This is a genomic window from Nocardia caishijiensis NBRC 108228 (assembly GCF_001612825.1).
Lineage (GTDB): Bacteria > Actinomycetota > Actinomycetes > Mycobacteriales > Mycobacteriaceae > Nocardia > Nocardia caishijiensis.
In genome coordinates this window covers 1-22,315 of record NZ_BDBE01000007.1, presented here as the reverse complement: position 1 = coordinate 22,315, position 22,315 = coordinate 1, and the positions used below count along the sequence as shown (strand labels likewise).

Annotated in this window: 23 protein-coding genes; 10 read left to right on the top strand and 13 right to left on the bottom strand. The window is 68.9% G+C overall.

The features are described from left to right. Positions 1 to 6 precede the first annotated feature (6 nt). From NC7_RS01790 to NC7_RS01775, 4 genes are read right to left on the bottom strand one after another with little or no spacing between them, the layout of a single operon-like run. Complete coding sequence (locus tag NC7_RS01790; protein WP_084457804.1) at positions 7 to 642, bottom strand: copper resistance CopC family protein; 636 nt, start codon at positions 640 to 642, stop codon at positions 7 to 9. After that, on the bottom strand, positions 642 to 1,292 hold the full coding sequence (locus NC7_RS01785; RefSeq protein WP_067977963.1) for a YcnI family copper-binding membrane protein: 651 nt from the start codon (positions 1,290 to 1,292) through the stop codon (positions 642 to 644). Before NC7_RS01785 ends, NC7_RS01790 begins: the two co-directional genes overlap by 1 nt. Before the next feature lie 40 nt (positions 1,293 to 1,332). Further along, positions 1,333 to 2,034, bottom strand: a complete 702-nt coding sequence (locus NC7_RS01780; RefSeq protein ID WP_067977962.1) for a hypothetical protein — start codon at positions 2,032 to 2,034, stop codon at positions 1,333 to 1,335. Positions 2,035 to 2,038: 4 nt separating this feature from the next. Further along, on the bottom strand, positions 2,039 to 2,710 hold the full coding sequence (locus NC7_RS01775) for a DUF6474 family protein (protein ID WP_067977960.1): 672 nt from the start codon (positions 2,708 to 2,710) through the stop codon (positions 2,039 to 2,041). A gap of 247 nt (positions 2,711 to 2,957) precedes the next feature. On the opposite strand from NC7_RS01775, the gene NC7_RS01770 reads away from it, so the two are divergent. The 4 genes from NC7_RS01770 to NC7_RS01755 all read left to right on the top strand — a co-directional run bounded on the left by NC7_RS01770 (position 2,958) and on the right by NC7_RS01755 (position 8,986). Further along, a complete protein-coding gene (locus NC7_RS01770; RefSeq protein ID WP_067977997.1) occupies positions 2,958 to 4,595 on the top strand; it encodes a TM0106 family RecB-like putative nuclease in 1,638 nt (545 codons plus the stop codon). 13 nt (positions 4,596 to 4,608) lie between these two features. Then, positions 4,609 to 6,567 (top strand): molecular chaperone HtpG, encoded by a 1,959-nt coding sequence (htpG, locus tag NC7_RS01765; protein ID WP_067977958.1) that lies wholly within the window; start codon positions 4,609 to 4,611, stop codon positions 6,565 to 6,567. A 197-nt stretch (positions 6,568 to 6,764) separates the two neighbouring features. After that, the gene (locus NC7_RS01760) at positions 6,765 to 8,486 is read left to right on the top strand and encodes an FAD-dependent oxidoreductase (protein ID WP_067977956.1); all 1,722 of its coding nucleotides are present in this window, start codon (positions 6,765 to 6,767) and stop codon (positions 8,484 to 8,486) included. Between the two features lie 50 nt (positions 8,487 to 8,536). Further along, the gene (locus tag NC7_RS01755) at positions 8,537 to 8,986 is read left to right on the top strand and encodes a GNAT family N-acetyltransferase (RefSeq protein WP_067977955.1); all 450 of its coding nucleotides are present in this window, start codon (positions 8,537 to 8,539) and stop codon (positions 8,984 to 8,986) included. A gap of 54 nt (positions 8,987 to 9,040) precedes the next feature. Here NC7_RS01755 and NC7_RS01750 read toward each other — a convergent pair whose 3' ends face one another. Beyond that, positions 9,041 to 9,808, bottom strand: a complete 768-nt coding sequence (locus NC7_RS01750) for an SDR family NAD(P)-dependent oxidoreductase (protein ID WP_067977953.1) — start codon at positions 9,806 to 9,808, stop codon at positions 9,041 to 9,043. Positions 9,809 to 9,962: 154 nt separating this feature from the next. Between NC7_RS01750 and NC7_RS01745 the strand changes: the two genes are divergently transcribed. Together NC7_RS01745 and NC7_RS01740 are read left to right on the top strand one after the other, a co-directional pair. Further along, positions 9,963 to 10,838: an SDR family NAD(P)-dependent oxidoreductase gene (locus tag NC7_RS01745; RefSeq protein ID WP_067977952.1), complete on the top strand. Its 876-nt coding sequence runs from the start codon at positions 9,963 to 9,965 to the stop codon at positions 10,836 to 10,838. Continuing rightward, positions 10,835 to 11,482 carry a TetR/AcrR family transcriptional regulator gene (locus NC7_RS01740; RefSeq protein ID WP_067977950.1) on the top strand — a complete coding sequence of 216 codons (648 nt, stop codon included), beginning with the start codon at positions 10,835 to 10,837 and terminating at the stop codon, positions 11,480 to 11,482. The genes NC7_RS01745 and NC7_RS01740 overlap by 4 nt, the downstream gene beginning before the upstream one ends. On the opposite strand, the gene NC7_RS01735 is transcribed toward NC7_RS01740, so the two are convergent. The 4 genes from NC7_RS01735 to NC7_RS01720 form a co-directional block, all read right to left on the bottom strand. After that, positions 11,458 to 12,159 carry a TMEM165/GDT1 family protein gene (locus NC7_RS01735; protein ID WP_067977948.1) on the bottom strand — a complete coding sequence of 234 codons (702 nt, stop codon included), beginning with the start codon at positions 12,157 to 12,159 and terminating at the stop codon, positions 11,458 to 11,460. The genes NC7_RS01740 and NC7_RS01735 overlap by 25 nt on opposite strands. A 357-nt stretch (positions 12,160 to 12,516) precedes the next feature. Next, positions 12,517 to 13,044: a peptidase gene (locus NC7_RS01730; protein ID WP_067977947.1), complete on the bottom strand. Its 528-nt coding sequence runs from the start codon at positions 13,042 to 13,044 to the stop codon at positions 12,517 to 12,519. A gap of 256 nt (positions 13,045 to 13,300) precedes the next feature. Continuing rightward, positions 13,301 to 13,921, bottom strand: a complete 621-nt coding sequence (locus NC7_RS01725) for a superoxide dismutase (RefSeq protein WP_067977996.1) — start codon at positions 13,919 to 13,921, stop codon at positions 13,301 to 13,303. 120 nt (positions 13,922 to 14,041) lie between these two features. Next, on the bottom strand, positions 14,042 to 14,653 hold the full coding sequence (locus NC7_RS01720; protein ID WP_067977945.1) for a hypothetical protein: 612 nt from the start codon (positions 14,651 to 14,653) through the stop codon (positions 14,042 to 14,044). Positions 14,654 to 15,019: 366 nt separating this feature from the next. Here NC7_RS01720 and NC7_RS01715 point away from each other — a divergent pair, with 366 nt between their 5' ends. The 4 genes from NC7_RS01715 (at position 15,020) to NC7_RS01700 (ending at position 18,273) form a co-directional block, all read left to right on the top strand. Continuing rightward, entirely contained in the window at positions 15,020 to 15,379 is a 360-nt protein-coding gene (locus NC7_RS01715) for a rhodanese-like domain-containing protein (protein WP_084457800.1), read from the top strand. A gap of 28 nt (positions 15,380 to 15,407) precedes the next feature. Next, on the top strand, positions 15,408 to 16,430 hold the full coding sequence (locus NC7_RS01710; RefSeq protein WP_236573178.1) for a DUF4328 domain-containing protein: 1,023 nt from the start codon (positions 15,408 to 15,410) through the stop codon (positions 16,428 to 16,430). Next, complete coding sequence (locus tag NC7_RS01705; RefSeq protein WP_067495278.1) at positions 16,427 to 17,194, top strand: glycerophosphodiester phosphodiesterase; 768 nt, start codon at positions 16,427 to 16,429, stop codon at positions 17,192 to 17,194. The genes NC7_RS01710 and NC7_RS01705 overlap by 4 nt, the downstream gene beginning before the upstream one ends. 158 nt (positions 17,195 to 17,352) lie before the next feature. Further along, positions 17,353 to 18,273 carry a DUF5926 family protein gene (locus NC7_RS01700; RefSeq protein WP_067644351.1) on the top strand — a complete coding sequence of 307 codons (921 nt, stop codon included), beginning with the start codon at positions 17,353 to 17,355 and terminating at the stop codon, positions 18,271 to 18,273. Positions 18,274 to 18,532: 259 nt separating this feature from the next. Here the strand turns inward: NC7_RS01700 and NC7_RS01695 are convergent, their stop codons facing one another. The 4 genes from NC7_RS01695 to NC7_RS01680 all read right to left on the bottom strand — a co-directional run bounded on the left by NC7_RS01695 (position 18,533) and on the right by NC7_RS01680 (position 22,203). Next, complete coding sequence (locus NC7_RS01695) at positions 18,533 to 19,081, bottom strand: ferritin (protein ID WP_067977942.1); 549 nt, start codon at positions 19,079 to 19,081, stop codon at positions 18,533 to 18,535. A gap of 86 nt (positions 19,082 to 19,167) precedes the next feature. After that, positions 19,168 to 19,695 (bottom strand): ferritin, encoded by a 528-nt coding sequence (locus tag NC7_RS01690; RefSeq protein WP_067977941.1) that lies wholly within the window; start codon positions 19,693 to 19,695, stop codon positions 19,168 to 19,170. Between the two features lie 9 nt (positions 19,696 to 19,704). Continuing rightward, positions 19,705 to 21,315 carry an LCP family protein gene (locus tag NC7_RS01685; protein WP_236573179.1) on the bottom strand — a complete coding sequence of 537 codons (1,611 nt, stop codon included), beginning with the start codon at positions 21,313 to 21,315 and terminating at the stop codon, positions 19,705 to 19,707. Positions 21,316 to 21,426: 111 nt separating this feature from the next. Further along, on the bottom strand, positions 21,427 to 22,203 hold the full coding sequence (locus NC7_RS01680) for a CPBP family intramembrane glutamic endopeptidase (RefSeq protein WP_067977991.1): 777 nt from the start codon (positions 22,201 to 22,203) through the stop codon (positions 21,427 to 21,429). Between the last annotated feature and the right edge of the window lie 112 nt (positions 22,204 to 22,315).

The following is a 22,315-nucleotide window of genomic DNA, read 5'->3' as shown; positions in this document are numbered from 1 at the left end:
CGTCGGCTACTTCTTGCGGCCGGTGCCGAGCAGCGCCACCGCGAGACCGGCGCCGAACAGCACGACGCCACCGGCGACGAACACCCACACGGGCACCCCACCGGACTCCTCGCTGTCCTTGCCCTCGTCCTCGCCGGGTTTGGCGCCCGGTGTGCCGGTGCCTTCCTCGGTGAGGGTGAAGGTCCTCGTCCCGCTGACCGGATGACCGTCGGCGGAGGTGACCCGGAACGCCATGGTGTATTCGCCGACGGGCCCGAGTTCACCCACTTCCACACTCACGGTCCGGCCTTCGACCACCGGCTTGCCCTTGGACCACAGCCGTCCGTCCGGCCCGACCACCGTCAGCGACGGAAAGGTCTGCTGCAGTTCCTCGTTGAAGGTGATGCTCGCCCGCGCCGGGCCCTTCTGGATGGACGAACCGTTCTCGGGAACGCTGCTCACCGCACCGGAGTGCGCGTTCGCGATGCCGGTCGCCCCGAAGATCAGGGCGAACAGCCCGGCGACCACGGTGACGGCGAACCGGCGCGCCAGTCGGCGACGCGCGGAGCGGTTGATCTCGGTCACGATTTCGTTCGGCACCACGACGTCGGGCGCGAGCCGACGGGACCGGCCGGAGACCGCGCGGGTCTGGCAGCGTTGCATCACGACTTCCTCGACCGCGCGACGAGCCCGAGACCGAGCGCGGCGGCGAACAGGCCGAGCGCAAGGCCGATACCGCCGGTCCAGCGAGCCACCGAGTCGGACTCCGCTTCGGCAGGCTCGTCGCCGGCGACATGGTGGTCACCGCCGTCTGAACCACCGGATCCGCTGAGTGTCAGTGTGGGTGCCGGGTATTCGGGCTCGGCGCCGCCTGTGCTCGGCTGATCCCAGGCGACGACCTTGCCGTCGCTGTAGGTCTGCCGCGCGGGGAAAGTCACCTCGTCCTGGGTCGGCAGCGGTCCGAGCGAGAGCACGAAACGCTGGAACTGACCAGGTCCGACGCCGGGGTTGCCCGGCTCGGCCGTCCAGGCGACGGCCACCGCCTCGCCCTTGTCGTTACGTTCGATGTGCGAGGACCAGCCCGGCATCGGTTCGGTGCGAACGCTTTTCAGGTTCGGCACGGTGACGCTCACCGCTGTGGTCGATGCGGTGTCGGATTCGTTGGGCACCTTGAAGGTGGCAACGGTGTACTTGCCCTTGGCGGCACCGGGCGCGTCGACGGTGACGTGCGCCGCCGCCGAACCGCAAGCGGCCAGCACGAGCGCGGCCGCAAGACCGGCCGTGCCCGCGCCACGGGTGATGAAGTTGTGCATGGAATGCCTTCTGTTCGAAGAGTTCTGATGTCGCGTGGGATCAGACGAACAGCGGCGGTGCGCGGGGGGAACGTGCGGGGTCGCGGCGGGTGCCGAGAGCCTGGCCGAATGTGGTCGGCCAGCGGGTGGCGGGTCGACGTGTCGCGGGTGCCGGTGCGGTGAGCACCGACCGGATCACGCCCGACGCAACCAGATACAGCCGCTCGGCAGCGAGAATCAGTGCGGCGCAGGCGATAGCGGCCAGCAGATGCGCCACGACCATCGGCCCATTCGGCAGGTGCGGCACGTCGAGAACGCCGCCGTGATGATCGAGCGTCCCGGTCAGCGCGTAGTGCCCGGCCCATTGACCACCGAGCAACGCCGTGGCCGCCCGCACGGTATCGGCACGGCCTACGGGCGCGCGCAGTGTCCGCGAGAGCGTGCGCCACAGCGCGGTACCGGCCGAAACCGCCGCTGCCCGGGGCGTGCGGCTGCTACCCCGACGCCCGTTCCATGAGTCGACGGTGTCAGTCCGGCTCCCGAGCCGCCGAGAGTCGGCCACACCCCGACTCCTGGGCCGCCGCGTGGTGGTCCCGCCAGCGGCAAACCCGCCCGCCGCGAGCGAAACCAGCAGCAACAGCATGATTTCCGCCGATCGCGGCACCCCACCACCGGCCAGGCCGTGCGCGGCGACGGCGAGCGCGCCGACGAGTACGCCGCAGCCACCACCGCGCAGGCGGGAGGTGAGCTGCGGCGTCGTCACAGGTTCAGCGGACGCCGAGGCGGGCCAGCGCGTCGTTCTCCAGGACCGACAGCTCGGTGGAGATGGAGGTGTGCACGGCCTTGCGCCGCGTGGCGGGCATCTGCTCGGCGGTGCGCACGGCGACGGTGAGGTCGGCCAGCCGCGAGCGGGCCGCCGCGACGAACTTCTCGGTCGCGTCGTCCGGGGCGTCGGCGGCGATCTTGCCCAGCGCGTTCTCGGTGTTGGTGATGCGGGCCTGCAGGCGGGCACCGTGACCGCTGAACTCGCCGAGCTGGTCGAGGCCGATGCCGAGCTGCTGCGCCTTGCGCGCGTCGAGCTGCCCGCGCACCAGGGTGGCGCCGCGGTAGGCCAGCGGCGCGAGCACCGGGATCAGCACCCGCGCCACCCCGATGTACTTGCGGATCTGGGCGGCGCTGAACAGTTCGCGGTCGGCCTTGGCGGCCAGCTTCTGTGCCGCCTTCTCCTCGGCCTGCAGCGCGGCGATCTGCGCCTTGGCCACCTTGGCCTCGGTGCGGGCCTGCGCCTTCATGGCGCGACGGCTGGTCCGCTCGCCCGCCTTGGCCGCCTTGCGCTCGTTCTTGGCGCCGAGTTTCGCCTCGACGGCGGCTTTGTGCTTGAGCGCCTTCGCCTCCGCGCGACGACTTGGCCGCCGCTTACGCTTGCTGAACAACCCCATGAGATCAGGCCCTCCGTCATGCTCGCCAAGTCACGAGGCAGCGCCGTCCGGACCGGCCTGCCGTACTTCGTAGCGTAGTGGGATCAGGGTAGCGATTGGGCAATGTGTCGGGGGTAAGGACCATACTGCTGGTGTGCGTGCAGCCGAGGAGAACTTCGACAGCGGGCCGGTGCTGAGCCCGGCCACTGCTTCCGCTGCGCTCGGCCCCGCGTCGGAAACCCAGCCCGACCCCGACGTCGCGTCGGGAATCGGAGACACCGCGTCGAGCGGTCGCGATGGCGGCGGCCGGGCGTATCTCGACGCTCGCTCGCTCATCGGCTGCCGTCATCGGTTGCGTTTGGACGCCGCCAACCCCGGCATGCTCGCCGCGGTCAGGGAAGACCCGGGTGTGCAACAGCGACGCGAGGCCGCCACCGCGTACCGCACCAGAGTCCGCGACGAACTTGTCGGCGCCGCTCCCGAGGACTGGGTGGTGATCGACCCACAACTGCGCGCGGGTGCGCGCGCCGAGGCCACCATGGCCGCGATGCGAGCGGGCGTGTCCCGGATCTGGGGTGGGCTGCTGCCCCAGGAACCCGACACCGGTCGCCGTGGTGGCGCCGAGTTCCTGCTGCGCGATGCCGATCGCGGCGGATATATCCCGATCATCGTCGTGAACCACAAGGTCACCGACCCGCGCCGCCCCGACCCGGCCGATTTCCACCCGCTCACCTCGGACTTGTTCCGCTGGGAACCGCGCCGCGACAAGCACGTGAAGCTGCGCCCCCAACCGCGCGACCAGCAGCGCCTGGCCCACCTCTACCGGATGTTGCAGCGCCACGGCCTGGCCAGCCCAGCGCTGCTCGGTGGCGCCATCGGTCTCGCGTTCGACCGCATCCTCGTGCACGACCTCACCGGCGTGCTCGCCGACTACGACCTGCGCTACGCCGACCGCATCGCGGTGGTGCGCGGTGAACTGCCGACCCAGCCGTCGAAGGTGCCCGAGTGCAGGCAGTGCCCGTGGTGGGTGCGCGCCCCCGAGTCCGGCGAACCGGGGTGTGAGGGCGCACTCGCGCGGCTGCGGGACGTGAGCCTGGTCGCGCCCGGTTCGCGCGCCGAGGTACTGCGGGTGCACGGCGTGCAGACCATCGACGAACTGGCTGCCTGGGTCGGCGAGGAACCCGACGACTGGCAGCACGGCCCGTTCACCGAGACCGTGGTCACCGCCCGCGCCTGGATCGTCGGCGCACCCCTGGTCCGGCGTTTCGACACCGTGAGCGTGCGCCGGGCCGACGTGGAGATCGACGTCGACCTGGAGAGCTACCAGGAAGACGGCGCCTACCTCTGGGGCACCCTGCTCGACGACGTGTACCGCCCGTTCGTCACCTGGGACCCGCTGCCCACCGAAGACGAGGGCCGTTCCTTCGGCGAGTTCTGGACCTGGCTGATGGCCCGGCGCGCGCAAGCCCACGCGGCGGGCAAGACCTTCGCCGCCTACTGCTATTCGCGCACCGCCGAGGACAAGTGGCTCTACGAGTCGGCCCGGCGCTTCGCGGGCAGGCCCGGTATCCCCACCCACGAGGAGGTGCGCGCCTTCGTCGACTCACCCGAATGGGTCGACATGTTCCAGGCCGTCACCGACCAGTTCATCTGCCCGAACGGCAAGGGACTCAAGAAGATCGCCCCGGTGGCCGGGTTCGGCTGGCGCGATCCCGAAGCCGGTGGTGAGGCGTCGATGGGCTGGTACCGGCGCGCGGTCGGTTACGACGCCGCCAGCGACCTGTCCCAGCGCACCCGGCTGCTCGAGTACAACGAAGACGACGTGCGCGCCACCCAGGTCCTGCGGGAATGGATGACCACTAAGGCTGTAGTTGAGGTTCCCTCGCTCAAGGACTTCGCCCGGTAATAACATTGTCGGCGTGACAGAAGCAGTCGAAACACTCGAGTTCCAGGCCGAGACCCACCAGCTCCTCGAGCTGATGATCCACTCGGTGTACTCCAACAAAGACACGTTCCTGCGGGAGCTGATCTCGAACGCTTCCGACGCACTGGACAAGCTCAAGCTGGCCACGTTCCAGGACAAGGATCTCGTCGCCGACACCGCCGATCTGCACATCGAGCTGGATGTCGACTCCGACGAGCGCGTCCTGACCGTGCGCGACAACGGCATCGGCATGTCCCGTGCCGAGGTGATCGACCTGATCGGCACCCTCGCCAAGTCCGGCACCGCGGAGCTGCGGCGCAAACTCACCGAGGCCAAGTCCGACGCGGCGGCCGAGGAGCTGATCGGCCAGTTCGGCATCGGCTTCTACTCGACGTTCATGGTCGCCGACAAGGTCACCCTCACCACCCGCAAGGCGGGCGAGTCCGAGGGCACCCGCTGGAGCGCGGCCGCGGGCAGTTCCACCTACGAGATCGACACGGTCGCCGACGCACCGCAGGGCACCTCGGTGACCCTCGCGCTCAAGGCCGCCGACGAGGACGACCACCTCTTCGATTACACGCAGGAATGGAAGCTGCGCGAGATCGTCCGCAAGTACTCCGACTTCATCGCCTGGCCGATCCGCATGCGGGTCGAGCGCACTGTGATGGAGGGCGAGGGCGAGGACACGGTCGAGAAGACCGTCGTCGAGGACCAGACGCTGAACTCGCAGAAGGCGCTGTGGACGCGCCCGCGCGGCGAGGTCACCGACGAGGAGTACAAGGAGTTCTACCACCACGTCAGCCACGCCTGGGACGATCCGCTCGAGATCATCCCGATGAAGGCCGAGGGCACCTTCGAATACCAGGCGCTGCTGTTCATTCCGTCGACCGCGCCGTTCGACCTGTTCACCCGCGAGCACAAGCGCGGTGTGCAGCTCTACGTGCGTCGCGTGTTCATCATGGACAACTGCGAAGAGCTGATGCCGGAGTACCTGCGCTTCGTCAAGGGTGTGGTCGACGCGCAGGACCTCTCGCTCAACGTGTCGCGCGAGATCCTGCAGCAGGACCGCCAGATCCAGATGATCCGCAAGCGCCTGGTGAAGAAGGTGCTGTCGACGGTCAAGGACCTGCAGTCGGCCGAGGACCAGACCAGGTACCAGACCTTCTGGACCCAGTTCGGCCGGGTGCTCAAGGAGGGCTTGCTCGCCGACACCGACAACCGCGAAACCCTGCTCACCGTCTCGTCTTTCGCCTCGACGGCCTCGGATTCCGAGCTCACCACGCTGAAGCAGTACGTGGAGCGGATGAAGGACGGCCAGGACGCGATCTACTACATGACCGGCGAAAGCCGTGCGCAGGTGGAGAATTCGCCGCACCTGGAGGCCTTCAAGGCCAAGGGGCTCGAGGTGCTCGTGCTCACCGACCCGGTCGACGAGATGTGGGTCGGCTCGGTGCCGGAGTTCGACGGCAAGAAGTTCCAGTCCATCGCCAAGGGCGAGGTCGACCTGGAGACCGAGGAGGAGAAGAAGGAGACCGAGGCCCTGCGCGAGCAGCAGGACAAGGACTACGCCGAACTGCTCACCTGGCTCGGCACCACCCTGTCCGAGGTCGCCAAGGAGGTGCGCCTCACCAACCGGCTCACCACCTCGCCCGCCTGCCTGGTCGGCGACGTCTTCGACTTCACCCCGATGCTCGAGCGCATGTACCGCGCGTCGGGCCAGGCGCTGCCGGAGTCCAAGCGCATCCTCGAGCTCAACCCGACCCACCCGCTGGTCACCGGCCTGCGCGATGCCTACGACGCACGCAAGTCCGACGCCGACGAGGGCAAGGTGCCCGAGCTCACCGAGACGGCCGAATTGTTGTACGGCACGGCTGTTCTCGCCGAAGGTGGCGAGCTCAAGGATCCGGCCCGCTTCGCCCACCTGCTCACCGAGCGGCTGACTCGCACGGTGTGACCCGACGCCGCCTCGGCGGGACCGTTGTGCCGCGGCACAACGCGTCTCGCCGGGTGCGGTCCTGTGGTCGAGGTCGCGGGGTCGGCCGCGCGGCGGTGTTGTGACGTTTACCAGCCCCGGCGGCGCCGTCCTGTGTCCTGTGGCAACGACGTACGAGCCCGGTTCGGAAGTGGGACTCGGCTCCTAGGCTCGCGACAATGGTGGACGTGAACACCCATTACGACGTGTTGATCGTCGGATCGGGTTTCGGCGGCAGCGTCACGGCGCTGCGGCTGGTGGAGAAGGGATACCGGGTCGGTGTGCTCGAGGCGGGCCGCCGGTTCGCCGACGCCGATTTCGCCGCGACCAACTGGGACCTGCGCCGTTATCTGTGGGCGCCACGACTCGGCTGCTACGGCATTCAGCGCGTCCATCGCCTGCGCGACTGTTTCATCCTGGCCGGAGCCGGTGTCGGCGGCGGGTCGCTCAACTACGCCAACACGCTGTACAAGCCGGGGAAGGCGTTCTTCGGCGACAAGCAGTGGGCGGGCATCACCGACTGGGAAGCCGAACTGTCCCCGCACTACGAGCAGGCCACCCGCATGCTTGGGGTGGTGCGCAATCCGCTGCACACCCTGGCCGACACCGTCATCAAGGCGGTGGCCGAGGAGATGGGCGTCGGGCACACCTTCGTGCCGACTCCCGTCGCGGTGTACTTCGGCGAACCGGGCCGCACCGACGCCGACCCGTACTTCGGCGGTGTCGGCCCCGACCGCACCGGGTGCGTGAAGTGCGGCGAATGCATGACCGGCTGCCGACACGGCGCCAAGAACACGCTGGTCAAGAACTATCTCGGGCTGGCCGAACAGGCCGGGGCCACGGTGCTGCCGATGACCACCGTGACGGCCCTGCGCCCGCGAACCGACGGCACCTGGCTCGTCGACACCGAGCGCACCGGCAGCTGGATCCGCAAGCAGCGCACCACCTTCTCCGCCGACCGGGTGGTGCTCGCCGCGGGCACGTGGGGCACCCAGCGACTGCTGTTCCGCATGCGCGACCGGGCCGTCCTGCCCGCGCTCTCGCCGCGCCTGGGTGTGCTCACCCGCACCAACTCCGAGGCCATCCTCGGCGCGGGTCGCACCACCGTGAATCCCGACATCGAGGTCACCACCGGGGTGGCGATCACCTCCTCGTTCCACCCGACGCCCGACACCCACGTGGAACCGGTGCGCTACGGCCGGGGTTCCAACGCGATGGGTCTGCTGAACACCTACCTCGTCGACGGCGACCAGCGCACACCGCGCTGGCTGCGGGTGCTCGGCATCGCGGGCCGTCACCCGATCCGGACCGTGCGCCTGCTGCGCACCACCCGCTGGAGCGAGCGGACCCTGATCCTGCTGGTGATGCAGAGCCTGGACAACTCCATCACCACCTACACCAAGCGTGGGCTGTTCGGCCGCCGCTACACCAGCAAGCAGGGGTACGGCCACCCCAATCCGTCCTGGATTCCGGCCGGGCACGAGGTCACCCGAAGGGTCGCCGAGAAATTCGGCGCCACCGCGGGCACCACCTGGCCCGATGTCTTCGGCGTTCCGATGACGGCGCACTTCATCGGCGGATGCGCCATCGGCGCGGACTCGGCCACCGGCGTGATCGACCCCTACCAGCGGGTGCACGGCTACCCGGGACTGAGCATCGTCGACGGCTCGGCCATCTCGGCGAACCTGGGCGTCAACCCGTCGCTGACCATCGCCGCGCAGGCCGAACGCGCGGCGGCGCTGTGGCCGAACCGGGGCGAGGCCGATCCTCGGCCGCCGATGGGGGAGCCGTACCGTCGGGTCGCGCCGGTCCCACCGCGTGCTCCCGTTGTGCCCGCCGGTGCCCCCGCGGCCCTGCGGCTGCCCATCGAACCGGTGGACCGGTCGGCCGTCGGCGCGTGATCCGGATCGAACACCGTGCCGAATAAGCGATTTCGGTCCACCATGGAGGGATGGGTGGGCACGAGATTCGGCGGGCACGTCCCGATGACTACGACGAATTGATCGGGCTGGTCGATGATTGGTGGGGGCGGGCCGTGACACACAACCTGCCGCGCATGTTCCTCGACCACTTCCATCGCACCAGCCTGATCGCCGCCGACGACGCCGGAATCTCCGGATTCCTCATCGGTTTCGGCTCGCCCGCCGACGCCGACGCCGCCTACATCCACTTCGTCGCCGTTCGCCCCGATGCCCGCAAATCCGGGCTCGGACGCGGTCTCTACGACGAGTTCTTCGCGATCGTGCGCGCCGACGGGCGAAAGCTGGTGTCGGCCACCACGTCTCCGTCGAACTACACCTCGATCGACTTCCACCGCAGTCTCGGCTTCACCGTGACGGGCCCGGTCCCCGACTACAACGGGCCGGGGCGCGCGCTGATCACCTTCGAACGCACGCTCTGAAACGTCGAACGGCGCCTCCCCGAAAGGGAAGGCGCCGTTCGGCATTCGCGCTGATTAACGCGGCGCCATGCGCAGGGCACCGTCCATGCGGATGGTCTCACCGTTGAGGTAGTCGTGGCGGGCGATGTACTCGACCAGCTGCGCGTACTCGTCCGGGCGGCCGAGGCGCGACGGGAACGGGACGCCTGCCTCGAGGCCCTTGCGGTACTCCTCGGTGACACCGGCCAGCATCGGGGTGTCGATGATGCCGGGGGCGATGGTGTTCACGCGGATACCGAACTGGGCCAGGTCGCGCGCGGCGGGCACGGTCATGCCGTGCACGCCACCCTTGGACGCCGAGTACGCGATCTGACCGATCTGGCCCTCGAACGCCGCCACCGACGCGGTGTTCACGACCACGCCACGCTGGCCGTACTCGTCGACCGGCTCGGTCTTGGCGATGGCGTCGGCCGCCAGGCGCATCACATTGAAGGTGCCGAGCAGGTTCACGGTGATGACGGTGCGGAACAGCTCCAGATCGTGCGGGCCGTTCTTGGACAGGATGCGTCCCGCCCAGCCGACACCGGCACAGTTCACCACGATGCGCAACGGCGCCGGGCCCTCGGCCACCTGGGCGACGGCGGCGGCGACCTCGTCGTTGCTGGTGACGTCGGCCGCGATCAGGGTGACACCCTCGGGCACGCTGTCGCCCGCGCGCTCGATCGACTGCGGGATGTCGAGACCGAAGACGGTGGCGCCCGCTTCGGCCAGACGCTTGGCGGTGGCGGCACCGAGACCGGACGCACCTCCGGTGACAATTGCGGCGGAACCAGAAATCTCCACAGTGATCCTCTCTGTATGTTCGGCTTTCCGGCCTTATCGGCCGCGTGCCAACAATGGCACCTTAACCGGGATCGGTGTGGTGTGGCACACCCCTACCTCGCCGTAGCCCGAAATCGTCGCGAACAGCGGTGTTTGCCGGTGGTAGCGTGCCGTCATGAGATCGTTCGCCGGTCCGAGCGTGGCCGGGCGCAGGGTCCTGATCACCGGCGCCGCGCGTGGGATCGGTGCCGCGCTGGCGCGTCGGTTGTCGGTCGAGGGCGCGCGCGTGGCGCTGCTCGGCATCGAACCGGAACTGCTCGCCGAGGTGGCCGCCGAGTGCGGCGACGTGCCGTGGCGCTACTGCGACGTGGCCGACCCGGCCCAGGTGGGGCGGGTGATCCCGGCGCTGGTCACCGAACTCGGCGGGCTCGACGTGCTGGTGGCCAACGCGGGGATCGCCAAGCAGATGGCGATGGTCGGCGGCGACGCGTCGGTGCTCGAGGAGACCCTCGCGGTGAACGTGCTCGGGGTCGCCTACGCGGTGCAGGCGGCGGGGCCGTATATCGCGCACGCGGATGGGTACGTCCTGATGATGTCGTCCATCTCGAGCGCGGTGCAGCTGCCGCTCGGCGGCGCCTACAGCGCGTCGGCGGCCGCGGTATCCGCGCTCGCCGAAACCCTGCGCTTCGAATTGTGTTCCACCGGAGCCAGAGTGGGCGTCACCTACTTCGCGGGGATCGACACCGACATGACCGTACGCGGCTTCGACACCGCCGCCGCCCACACCATCCTCGGCGGCACGAGCCTGGCGGGGATCTCGCCGATCGGCCCGGCCGTCGACGCCATGGAACGGGCCATCGCCCGCCGCAAGGCCACGGTGTACGCGCCGTGGTGGGTGGCGATGGCCCGCCCGCTTCGCCCCTTCGCCCAGCTGGTCGTGCAACGGCTACACGGAAACCGGGTGGCGCGCGCCGTCGAGATCGCCCGCAGCGAGGACGCACCGTTCACCACCGAGCAACCCGCCCGCCCGCGCAGAATGGAACGGCAATGAGTGACGAATCGACATCGACCCTGCGCCAGCTCCCGCGCGGGCGCCATCGGCTCTCGCGCGAGGAAGTGGTCGCGTCCCAGCGCGAACGCATCCTCGTCGCGATGGGAGAGGCGATGTGCGAGAGCGGTTACGTCGGCACGCCGGTCGCGGCGGTGCTCAAACGCGCCGGGGTCTCCCGGGAGACGTTCTACGAGCAGTTCCGTTCCAAGGAGGACTGCTTCCGGGCCGCGTTCGACCGCGCCTCCCAGCTGCTCTCGGACCGGTTGCAGGCCACCATCGCCGAACTCGCCGACGCCGACGCACCGACCCGGATGGACCGCATCCTCACCGCCTACTTCCAGCACCTGATCGACGATCCCGCCGCGGCCCGGCTGTTCCTCGTCGAGGTGTACGCGGCCGGACCGGCGGCCATCGCGGCGCGGATGGACCTGCAGCACCGGTTCGTCACGGTGGTCGCGGCCATGCTCGGCGCCGAAACCGACGAGCAACGCTTCGCCTGCGCCACCTTGGCCGCGGCGATCGGTGCGATGGTCACCGGCAAGATCTCCGGCGGTCAGCTCGACAGTCTGTGGGAGCTCAAAGACCAGCTCATCGCGTTGGCACAGCGATCGGGCACGGTCTACGGCAACGCCTTCGCGGGCTGATCCACCCGCTCCCGCCGCGACCGGCGCCAGGCCAGCACTCCGGCGCCGGTGAGCACGGGCGCGAGCAGGGCGAGCGCGATCGACGCCACGCCGGTGACGCCGGGTACGAAGGCGTCGAGCAGGGTTTTCCCGGCGAAGAAGAGGAACAGCAGGCCGGAGGCGATGGCGATCCCACGCTCGGGCAGATGCTTACCCGCGAACTTGCCGACCAGGATCGCCAGCCCACCGGCGGCGACCATGCCGGCCACCGAGCCGATCCACACCGCGAGCCAGCTGTTGTTCGAGGCCAGCGCGGCAGCGGCGAACATGGTCCGGTCGCCGAGTTCGGCGAGCATGAAGGCCGAGATCACCACCAGGAAGGCGTTGCGGGTGCTCGGCGGTTCCGGGGCGGCCTCGGTGTCGTCGGCTCCGCCGAGCGCGTCGCGCAGGGTCCACACACCGACCGCGAGCAGGGTGAGCGCGGTGACGACCGCGATCGCGCCCGCGGGCAAGGCAGTGCCGAGGAAATGACCGACACCGGCGGCGATGAGGTTCACCGCGAGGCTGGCGACACTGATGCCGGCCAGCACCACCCACCAGCGGTAGCGCAGCGCGAAGGTCAGCGCCATCAGCTGCGATTTGTCGCCCAGCTCGGCGAGGAAGATCACACCGAAACTCAGCAGGATCGTGGCGATCAATGAATTCAGCTCCCAGGTGACAACTTCCGGCCTGCGGCTGAGACGGGTACGCCTTCAGCCACACCGGTCGAATGATCGGTTCGTGGCCGAAGGTCTCGCCCACCGGTGGTCACCGGTTCGCACAGCCGGACCGCGCCGGATCGGCGGCGATCAGTATGTCGACTGAGCGATTGCGGGCTACTCCCCTTCGCTGTCACCCACCATAGCGCGGTTGCTACCCGGATGCCAACATCGCGTCATTGAAAGGGCAACGGACACAATAAGTTTGGGTGAGCGGCTCGGATAGTTCGGTTCGCCTGATTTTCGGATCGGGCGCGCCTGTAGCCAGCGGTTCGCTCGGCCGGTTCGGTGAAAGGTTCAGGCCGCCAACAGCATTGCCAGGACAGCAGTATCCGGGTCGCTGATCAGATCCATGCCGACCCGGCTCACCAGGGAGGTGACGGTGCCGTCGAGCTCGGCCTCGGCCCAGGCGGCGCGGTGCTCCAGACCGAGATGCGGCACACCGGGCAGCAGGACACACCCCGACGCGGCGCCCACACACTCGGGCAGCGACGGCCGGGTCTGCGACGGCGGGTGCAGCATCAGCAGGGCGGGCGGCACATGCTCGGCGAAACGCCCGGGCTCGATCGCCTCCTCGCCGACCACCGGGCCCTCGGCGAGGACGAGGCCGACGGTGTCGGGTTCGGGATCGTCGGGCAGCTCCTCGCGTACCCCGAACACCGTGCTGGTGACCAACAGTCCCGGTAGCGAGGCCACCCGCACGGCGAGCACGAGCACCTGCGCCCATTCCTTGGTGGTATCCGGCCACCGCCCCGACACCACGAATCCCCGCAAACGACCATCCGCCTGAAACGGCGTGAACCCGATCGGCCCCTGCACAGTCATGACGACCTCCCGACTTACGAGATAAGTCAGGAATAGCCCGCAACCCTATTGGCACACAAGTACCACTGAGTGCTAGGAACGGTCATTCCACGCAAAAGACCCCCGGCAAACACCGGGGGTCTTTCACGCAACACCTGATTTCGACCGAACATGGGTAACTCGTCGGGCACGCCCAGAAATCGAGCGTGCCTGACCGCAGGCCCGGTCAAGGACCTGGTGAGCTACCCACGACCGGCAGAATTCGCGGGGAGGCGGATCAGAAGATGAGGCCCTTGCCCTGGTTGACGGCGCGGGCGAAGCGGTCCTGCACGTCGGCCCAGTTGACGACGTTCCAGAACGCGGTCACGTAGTCGGCCTTGACGTTCTTGTACTGCAGGTAGAAGGCGTGCTCCCACATGTCGACCTGCAGCAGCGGGATGATGCCGAGCGGCACGTTCGCCTGCTGGTCGTACAGCTGGAAGGTCAGCAGCTTCTGGCCGAGGGTGTCGTAACCCAGCACGGCCCAGCCGGAACCCTGCAGGCCGTTGGCGGCCGCGGTGAACTGCGCGCGGAACTTGTCGAACGAACCGAACTGGTCGTCGATGGCCGCGGCCAGGTCGCCTTCCGGCTTGTCACCACCGTTGGGGGAGAGGTTCTTCCACCAGATCGAGTGGTTGGCGTGACCACCGAGGTGGAAGGCCAGGTTCTTCTCGTGCAGGAAGATGGCGCTGTGATCGCCCGCCTCGCGCGCGGCTTCCAGCTTCTCGAGCGCGGTGTTCGCGCCCGCGACGTAGGCGGCGTGGTGCTTGGAGTGGTGGATCTCGTTGATCTGCCCCGAGATGTGGGGCTCCAGTGCGCTGTAGTCGTAATCCAGATCCGGCAGCGTGTACTCGGCCACGTTGTCCCTTTCCTGTGTCGGGCTGTGTGCGCCCATCCGATCGAGCACACCAACCATCATTCGTACACCCGATTCGTGCAACCGACGACGCGCGGGCTGTATTTCTGATGGGCCAGCCGATTACAGCGGGGGCGCGACGTCTGCCTTGCTTGCGCGGGCGTCGCCCGAGTCGTGGGCGGCCCACCAGCGGCGACCGCCCTCGACGAACTCGGCCATCGGGATCTCGCGGCCGTCGAGGTCGGTAATTGTGATCTTGTCGAACCATACTCGGACGTCGAGTTCGCGCGGGTCGATGCCCTCCTCCTGGGAGAACTCGATGACATGCGCGGCGATGCGCTGGTCGAGCACCGTGTCGAAGCTGAGCAGCTCGCTCCACAGCGTCCAGCCGCTGTCGTCGACATCGATGAACTCCCAGCCGTGCAGGCCGCCACCGCCGAAGCTCTCGATGGCCTCGTCGAGCTGGTCGATGGTGAGGGGCAGGACGCGGGCGTCGATGTCGTCCCAGCGCTGTATGCGCAGCGACGCGGCGACCCGGGTGACGCCGGTGAAGGTGAGCAGCACTTTTCGCTCACCGGGTTCGGCCCCGTCGGCGGACTGGGTGAGCACCGAGAGGGAGAGTCGCAGCCTGTGCGCGTCGGCGTCCACCTCCATGCCGAGACAGGTGGATTCGGACAAAGCGGTATTCAGGCCGTTGCGGTCGAAACTGTCGAGTAGCCCCCTGCTCTGGTTCATGCGCTCAGGCTACCGATCCGGCCGCCCAGATCCCACGAAATGGGATTTTCACTAGTGATGTCGTTTTTATGGAACCGAAACGGTCCGGCGTGCGTCCAAGTAGATGTCGGGATCAGTGCGGACGCGAAATCCCGACGTCAGCGGCGAACGACCGCTCCGGGATGTCAGGAGGGGAGTCCCGGATCGGTCGTTCCCATGCCGCGCCAACCAGCCGTAACCCGCCTCGGCGGGGCGACACGCCCGATTGTGTGCTGATCGATTGCTGGGACCTGGGGATCGAGCTGTGGATTCTGTGGATAACCGAGATCGGCCCGAAGACCGCGCACACGCCGCCCGGCACCGCTTCGGACATGGCAGGATCGAGGCGTGACGAGCTCCGATGTCCCCACGGTGCCGGTGGGCGAGGTGCCCGCCGGGTTCGACCGCGCGGCACCGGTCCCCGGTGCCCAGCTGCTCGACGTGCGCGAACCCGACGAATGGGAGCTCGGGCACGCACCGGGCGCCATCCACATCCCGATGGTCGACGTCCCCGCCCGCCTCGACGACCTCGACATCGACGCCGAGGTCTACGTGGTGTGCAGGCAGGGCGGACGCTCCATCGAGGTGGTCAGATACCTGACCCACATCGGGTACGAGGCGTGTCATGTGGCGGGGGGCATGGTCGCCTGGCAGCAGACCGGCCGTCCGGTGGTCGCCGACGGCGACCACGAAGCCAAGATCTACTAGTCCGGAACGGGGTGCGCGGGTGAGTTCGGTGGTGCAACCATGTGCACGCTGTGGCGCGCGGTGGGCCGTGCAGGGCGCGCCGATGCACTGGTGCCCGCGCTGCCGTGGCGTGCTGCTGTCACCGGGCAGGGTCGATTCGCCGCCGGAGAAACGCAACTACCGCTGGGTGGCGCGTCGACCGGATCATCGTGACCGCCGCGTCAGCGCCCGCACGGTGCGCGCCGACCCGGGCCCGACGCCCCGCTACACCGAGGTACCGCGCTGGGGTCTGCTCGATGCCCCACCCGCCGAGCCTCGCCCCGCTCGCCGACCACTGCGCGGCCTCGCCGACCGACGGGACCGGTTGCTCGTCATGACCACGGCGGCGTTCGTGCTCGCCGGTCTCGCCGAATACGGCCGGTACCTCATCCTGCTGTGGAACCGCACCCGACTGATCCCGGGCTGGCTGCTCTGGATCTCGGACGCCACCGTGTGGCTGTTCGGGACGCTCGCCCCGATCCTCGCGCTGGTGACTGCCCTGTCCCTGGTCGCCTGGCTGATCGAGGCGCGTCGCACGGCCTACGCCGGGTACGGCAGCCGCGACCCGCGCAGACCGTGGACGCTGATCGCCGGATGTGTGATTCCGGGTGTGAACCTCGTGTGGCCGGGTGTCTTCCTCACCGAACTCGCCGGTGCGCACCGCGATCCGCGCGCACTGCGCGCGGTCCGCATCTGGTGGGCCGCCTGGGCCGCGAGCGGGGTGCTGTTCATCGCCGCGACCCTGTGGCGCAATGCCTCGACCCTGCAAGCCGAGGCCGACGGTGTCTCGTTCACCGGTTTCACCGACCTGTGCGCGGCCGGATTCGCGGTACTCACCCTGTGGACGGTTCGGCTGCTCGAGGGTCGTGACCTGCGCGGCACACCGCGAACGGCACACCGCCTGCTGATCGCCGCCGACCCGGCGCACGAGGTCATCGCCCCGGTGGAACCGGGTGGTGCGGGCGAGGAGACAGAGAGCGCGGAACCCGCCGAGCCGGGCGAGAATGCGCACAAGGAGGTTGTGGCCAAGTGAGTCAGGGCAATCGCGCGCCGTTCGTCGTCGCGCATCGTGGTGCGTCGGGGGAGCTGCCCGAGCACACTCTCGCCGCCTACGAACTCGCCCTGACCGAGGGCGCCGACGGGGTGGAATGCGATGTCCGGCTCACCCGCGACGGCCACCTGGTCTGCGTGCACGACCGCACCGTCGACCGGACCGCCGACGCGACGGGCCTGGTCAGCGAGCTGACCCTGGACGAACTGCGCGACATGAACTTCGGCACCGAGGACGCACCGGCGGGCGTGCTCGCGCTCAGCGACCTCATCGGCCTGGTGCTGGATTGGCGCAGCCGCCCGACCAAACTCTTCATCGAGACCAAACACCCCGTGCGCTACGGCGCCCTGGTGGAGAACAAGGTGCTCGCCGAACTGCAACGGTTCGGCATCGCCACCCCCGCCTCCGCAGACCACTCCCGCGCGGTCGTGATGTCGTTCGCCGCCACCGCCGTCTGGCGTATCCGGCGCGCGGCACCGCTGCTGCCGACGGTGCTGCTCGGTGAGTCCTCGCGGTTCCTCGGCGGCGGCGCGGCGACGACCGTCGGCGCGACGGCGGTCGGTCCGTCGGTGAAAACCCTGCGTGAGCACCCGGAACTCGTCGACAAGGCGGCCGCGGCGGGCCGGGCCACCTACTGCTGGACCGTCGACGACCCCGAGGATGTGCAGCTGTGCGCCGACCTCGGCGTGAGCTGGGTGGCGACCAATCACCCCGGTCGCACCAAAGCGCTGCTCGCCACGCTGTGATATCGGCGGCCGGGGCCGCGGTTCTCGGCGCTTGACTCCGCCTCTTCCCTCCCTCCGGGCACTCCTTCGTCGCACCCTCCGGTCAGTCCAGAGGCGGAGGCGCGCCGAGAACGGGGGCGCGGGGCCGCGACGTGATCGGCGGCCATAAACTCCGTGCCGTGGGTAAAAGCAAGCGGAACAGTCCTAAGCCCGACAGTAATCGGGCTCAGCGTCTCGCCGAGCGGCGTGCGGCGCAGGAGCAGGCATCGGCGGTCGTGACGCGACCGTTCGAAGGTCTTGCTGCCGAATGTGATCTGGTGGCGCTGCGGGAGTTCGTGCCGTCGGCGACCGCGACCTTGAAGCTCGCGCCCGGTGTGGCCGCGCAGCGCGAGGTCACCCTGGCGACGGTGCTGCCCGGCGCGGTCGCCGCGCTGGTGCGCGCCGGTGACGAGCCGGTCGGCTTCGTCGGCACGCAGATGCAGTTCCGGGGCGCCGACCCGTCGGCCGATATCGCCGCCGCGATCCTGTGGACGCAGTCGGCCGAGCCCGGCGAGTCGCTCACGGCCCCGGAGGCCGTCGAGGGCGGGCCGCGGCTGGCCGATGTCATCGATCCCGGTGCCGATCTCGAGCTGACCGTGCACCAGGACTTCGACTGGTGGGTGCCCGAGGGTGTCACCCCCGACCCGCAGGTCGCCGCGACGATCGAGCAGGCCAAGCAGGCGATCATGCCCTCGGCCCGCCTGGATCTCGGTGCCGATGGTGTCGGCGCGGCGTGGTGGGTCGACGCGGGCGAGAAGGCGCACGTGCGCTGGGTGCGTCCGGAAGACGAGGACGCCCTGATGCTGGCGCTGGCGCGGGTGCACGCGGGCGGTGGCCTGCACATGGGCGAGGGTTCGCGGTTCGCCGGTTCCTTCCGCACCCACGGCGTGCTCGTCCCGGTGTTCGACCTCGATCCGGAGCGTCACCCGACCGAATGGGAGGCGCCCGCCCGCGAATTCGGCGCGCGCCTGGCCGAGGCGCTGGCCTCGGACGCCCCGATGACGAGCGAGGAGCGGCGTTCGCGCGACGGTCTGCGTTCGCGGCAGGTCACCCTGCGCTGAACATTTCCGTGCGGATGAAATTAATGAAACATTCCACTTTCACACCGTTCGGTCGGTTAGGTTGACCCCAACGTCGACGCTCGGCGCCAGTGAAAGTCGGAGGACATCATGGAATTTCTCGGCTCTGTTGCCGGTCTCGCACAGATGGTGATCGGCACCATCCTCGCCAACACCGGCTCGGGCGGTTCCGGCTCCGGCTGGTGAAACGACGAAAGGATCGGCCCGGTACGCCCGTGCCGATCCCTTCACCAGCTGCGGGTCAGACGCTGCCACCAGCGACCGACGGCGCGCCCGAGGCGTCCTTCGGAGTGCTCAGCTCACGCCACATGAAGGCCTCCAGGTCGAACAGGTTCGACCCGGCGCGCTCGGCGATGTTGAGCAGCGTCGTCATGGCCGCGACCTCTTCGACCTGTTCCTTCAGGAACCACTGCATGAACTGCTCGCCGAGGTAATCGCCCTCTTCCCGAGCGGTGCTCGCCAGGCGCACGATCTGGTCGGTGACCGTCTTCTCCTGGGCCAGCGCCAGCTCGATCGGCTCGCGCGCGGATTCGAAGGTCGACTTCGCCGCATCGATGCCAGCGATTTCGATGCTGATGTCGCGGTCGAGGAAATACTGCACGATCATCATCGCGTGATTTCGCTCTTCCACCGACTGTGCGTAGAAGCGCTTGGCCAGCTGCGGCAGGTCGTTGTTGTCGAACCACACCGCAATAGCGATGTACTGATGTTCGGCGTTGAACTCATGCCGGATCTGATCTTGGAGCAGGCTGTGGAATTTGCTGCGGGGGGGTTCCGGATGAATCGACATGTCGGCCACATTAGCGCTGGTCAGAAGGCTTGTCATCCAAGTGCAGCCTTATTGAGGACAGTATTTCCTAACCAAGTATTTCCTAACTAAGCACGGCCTTCGCCCGCCATTTTCGGAGCCGCCGCGTCCGTTTTCGCAGTTCCCGGCAGTTCGCGCCGAACGAATTCTTCCACATCGAACAAATTGCCGTCGCGGTCGAGCACCGCGAGCAAGGTGGTGAGCGCGGCGACCTCGTCGACCTGTTCCCGCAGGAACCACTGCGTGAACTGCTCGCCGAGATAGTCACCGGCCGCGCGAGCGGTCGCCGCGAGCGCGCTGATCTGGGTGGTGATCGTCTCCTCGCGCGCGAGCAGGAAGGCGATCGCCTCGCGGGGGTCGTCGAAATCGGGACGGACCTCGTCGAGCCCGCCGACTCGCACCGCGACGTCGCGGTCGAGCAGGTACTGCACCATGCGCAGCGCGTGGCCGCGATGCCGGGTGGCATGGGCATAGGTCTGGTCGGCGAGCTGCGGCAAGCGCTGCGCGTCGAAGTAGACGGCCGCGGCCAGGTACTGCTGGGCCGCGGTGAGTCCGTGCCGGATCTGCTCACGCAGGAGTTCGGTGAAGTCGGCCATGATTCGACGTTACCGGGTGAGCAGATCCTCCGGAATCTGCTGATCCTTGGCGAGCGCGTCGAAGAAGCCGGGCGCCTTGGCCTTGTCCCAGAGCAACACATTGCCCACGTCGGTGTCGGTGAAGCCGCCGATCGGCACGCTGGTCGTCACCGTGTCGCCGCGCATCGCCCAGCCGAGGGCGCCGAGGTTCCAGATGTGGTCGCCGTCGTCGACCTTCAACGAACCGGCGACTCCGGTCGCCATCGGCCACAGCGCGAACGGGTTGGCGAGCGTGCCCATGCTCGTCGCCTTCTTCAGCAGCGCCGACATGAACATGCGCTGATGATTCATCCGGTCCACGTCGGCGTTCGGGGTCGCGCGGGTGCGCACGAAACCGAGCGCCTGCGGGCCGCTGAGTTCCTGACAACCCGCGGGCAGGTCGAGCCCGGCCAGCGGATCCACGATCGGCTGGTCAAGACACATCTCGATGCCGCCGAGCGCGTCGACGACACTGGCGAACCCGCCGAAACCGATCTGCGCGTAATGGTCGATGCGCACCCCGGTCGCCACCTCGACGGTCTGCACCAGCAGCGGTGCGCCACCGAGCGCGAACGAGGCGTTGAGCTTGTCCTTGCCGTGGCCGGGGATGCTCACATACGAGTCGCGCGGCAGGCTCACCATGGTCGTCGGGCCCGACGACGGGATGTGCACCAGCATGATCGTGTCGGTGCGCTCGGGTCCGGTGTCACCGCCGGTGGCCAGCTCGGCCTCCTGGTCCTCGGACAGGTCGCCACGCCCGTCGGAACCGACGAGCAGCCAGTTCGTGCCGGGTGTGTCGCTCACCCGGTCGCTGTAGGAGGCGAGGGCGGGGATGCGGGTCAGCGAGTTGTCCAGGTACACGACACCGGCGATCATGCCCGCGATCAGCGCGACGACCAGCACCGTGAACCAGCGGAACGGGTGCCGCCTGCGGCGCGGGCGCGGTGGGCGCGGTGCGCGGCCCGCGTCCACCGGCGGAGGGGTCCGTCTGCGCGGCGGCACCGCGTCGTGATGGGGGACCGGTCGTTGCGTCGGCGCGTGCTGGATCGGTTCGCGCCTCGGTCGGCGCGGCTTTTGATCGGCCGGGGCCTGGGTCGCCTGCGAGTACGCGAGGGGTTGGTTGTCGCGGCCGTCGCGGTGCATGACCTGGGTGGGTTCGATGTGCGAGGCGGGGCGACGTTCGTGTGGGGTGTGGCGGACGGTCGGGCCGTCGGCCTGCGCGGTGCGGCCCGCGTCGGGCGGTGGGACCGGTCGCCGGGCGTCGGGTGCCGGTCCGGGGGACGGAGCTCGGCGGGCGTCGGCGGGCGAGCCGAGGCGCCTCGTATCCTGGCTCGGGTCTGCCGGTCGACCTGCGGCCGGATTCGCGTGCGGTGGCCGGGGGTTCGCGTGGGGCGGACGTCCGGCGCCTGGCGCCGGGTTCGCGTGGGGTGCGCGGCCGCGTCCGGCATCCGGGCGCTGGTCGGGGCGACGAATCGTCGGCCTGTCGTCCGGCGGGGTGCGGCGACCCTGGCCGGGTGGTGGCACAGGTGGGCCACCGGGGCGGCCGGTCGGCGGCGGCACCCGGCGCCTGCGCGGATCATCGCGGGGGTTGTCGCCGTTCATCACTGTCGAACTCTACTGATCGTGCGGTGCGCGGGGCGGGTTTGCGTGCGCGGTCACTACTGCATACCCACGACGGCCGTACCCGTTAGCGCGCCGCGCGCGGACACGCCGTCACGGCAGCCAACCGACGCGTCCGCGCAGCACGTTGTAGCCGAGATAGGCGACGGCATCGATCAGTGCGTGGGCCAGGATCAGCGGCCACAACCGGTTCGTTCGCTGCCAGTACCGACCGAAGATGAGACCCATCACGATATTGCCCAGGCCACCACCGAGGCCCTGATACAGGTGGTAACTGCCGCGCAGTAGCGCCGAGGCGAGCAGCGATTTGTTGTCCGACCAGCCGAGTTTGCGCAGCCTGGTGATGAGGTACGCGACGACGATCACCTCCTCGGCCACCGAATTCGCACACGCCGACGCGAGCAGTACCGGCAGTCGCCACCAGTGCTCGTCGATCGAGTTCGGCACGATCGTCACGCTCACCCCGAGCGCGTGCGCGAGCAGATACAGCCCGAGCCCCGGTATCCCGATCACTGCCGCGAGTACCACGCCCGCCACGGCGTCGGTGCGCCCGAACCGTGCCAACCCCACGAGCCGGGGCCCGATCCCGCTGCGCCACAACAGATAGAGACCCAGCGCCGCCCAGGCCAGCAGCCGCGTCACCCCGACCAACTGGAACAGCAGGTCGAGGAACGAGTTGTTCGAGCGCGAGGCGTTCAACGCGACCGTGCGCCCACCGACACCGCCCGGCGCGAGCGCCGAATCGAGCAGCGAGAGACCGGCGCTGATCCCGCTGAGGCCGAACGTCACCAGGAGTACGACGGCGATCTCGATTCGGATCCCGAACCGCTCGCGTCGGCTGAGCTGGGTTTCGGGAGGTTCGAGGCGCATGCCGCGCAGTGTAAGCAGGGCGGGGTGGTCGGGTGTGGGGTGGTGGTGGCGGTCGGGTTGGTTGGGGCGCTTGGTGTTTTGTGCACCACGGAGGTATTGGGCTGTGTTGGTT

Bases quoted from the DNA above. Each gene is read 5' to 3' on its own strand.
- NC7_RS01730 (WP_067977947.1), bottom strand. From the start codon at position 13,044: ATGACTGTGCAGGGGCCGATCGGGTTCACGCCGTTTCAGGCGGATGGT.
- NC7_RS01685 (WP_236573179.1), bottom strand. From the start codon at position 21,315: ATGAACGGCGACAACCCCCGCGATGATCCGCGCAGGCGCCGGGTGCCG.
- NC7_RS01760 (WP_067977956.1), top strand. From the start codon at position 6,765: ATGGTGGACGTGAACACCCATTACGACGTGTTGATCGTCGGATCGGGT.
- NC7_RS01690 (WP_067977941.1), bottom strand. From the start codon at position 19,695: ATGGCCGACTTCACCGAACTCCTGCGTGAGCAGATCCGGCACGGACTC.
- NC7_RS01785 (WP_067977963.1), bottom strand. From the start codon at position 1,292: ATGCACAACTTCATCACCCGTGGCGCGGGCACGGCCGGTCTTGCGGCC.
- NC7_RS01775 (WP_067977960.1), bottom strand. From the start codon at position 2,710: ATGGGGTTGTTCAGCAAGCGTAAGCGGCGGCCAAGTCGTCGCGCGGAG.
- NC7_RS01695 (WP_067977942.1), bottom strand. From the start codon at position 19,081: ATGTCGATTCATCCGGAACCCCCCCGCAGCAAATTCCACAGCCTGCTC.
- NC7_RS01745 (WP_067977952.1), top strand. From the start codon at position 9,963: ATGAGATCGTTCGCCGGTCCGAGCGTGGCCGGGCGCAGGGTCCTGATC.
- NC7_RS01755 (WP_067977955.1), top strand. From the start codon at position 8,537: ATGGGTGGGCACGAGATTCGGCGGGCACGTCCCGATGACTACGACGAA.
- NC7_RS01790 (WP_084457804.1), bottom strand. From the start codon at position 642: ATGCAACGCTGCCAGACCCGCGCGGTCTCCGGCCGGTCCCGTCGGCTC.
- NC7_RS01720 (WP_067977945.1), bottom strand. From the start codon at position 14,653: ATGAACCAGAGCAGGGGGCTACTCGACAGTTTCGACCGCAACGGCCTG.
- NC7_RS01740 (WP_067977950.1), top strand. From the start codon at position 10,835: ATGAGTGACGAATCGACATCGACCCTGCGCCAGCTCCCGCGCGGGCGC.
- NC7_RS01680 (WP_067977991.1), bottom strand. From the start codon at position 22,203: ATGCGCCTCGAACCTCCCGAAACCCAGCTCAGCCGACGCGAGCGGTTC.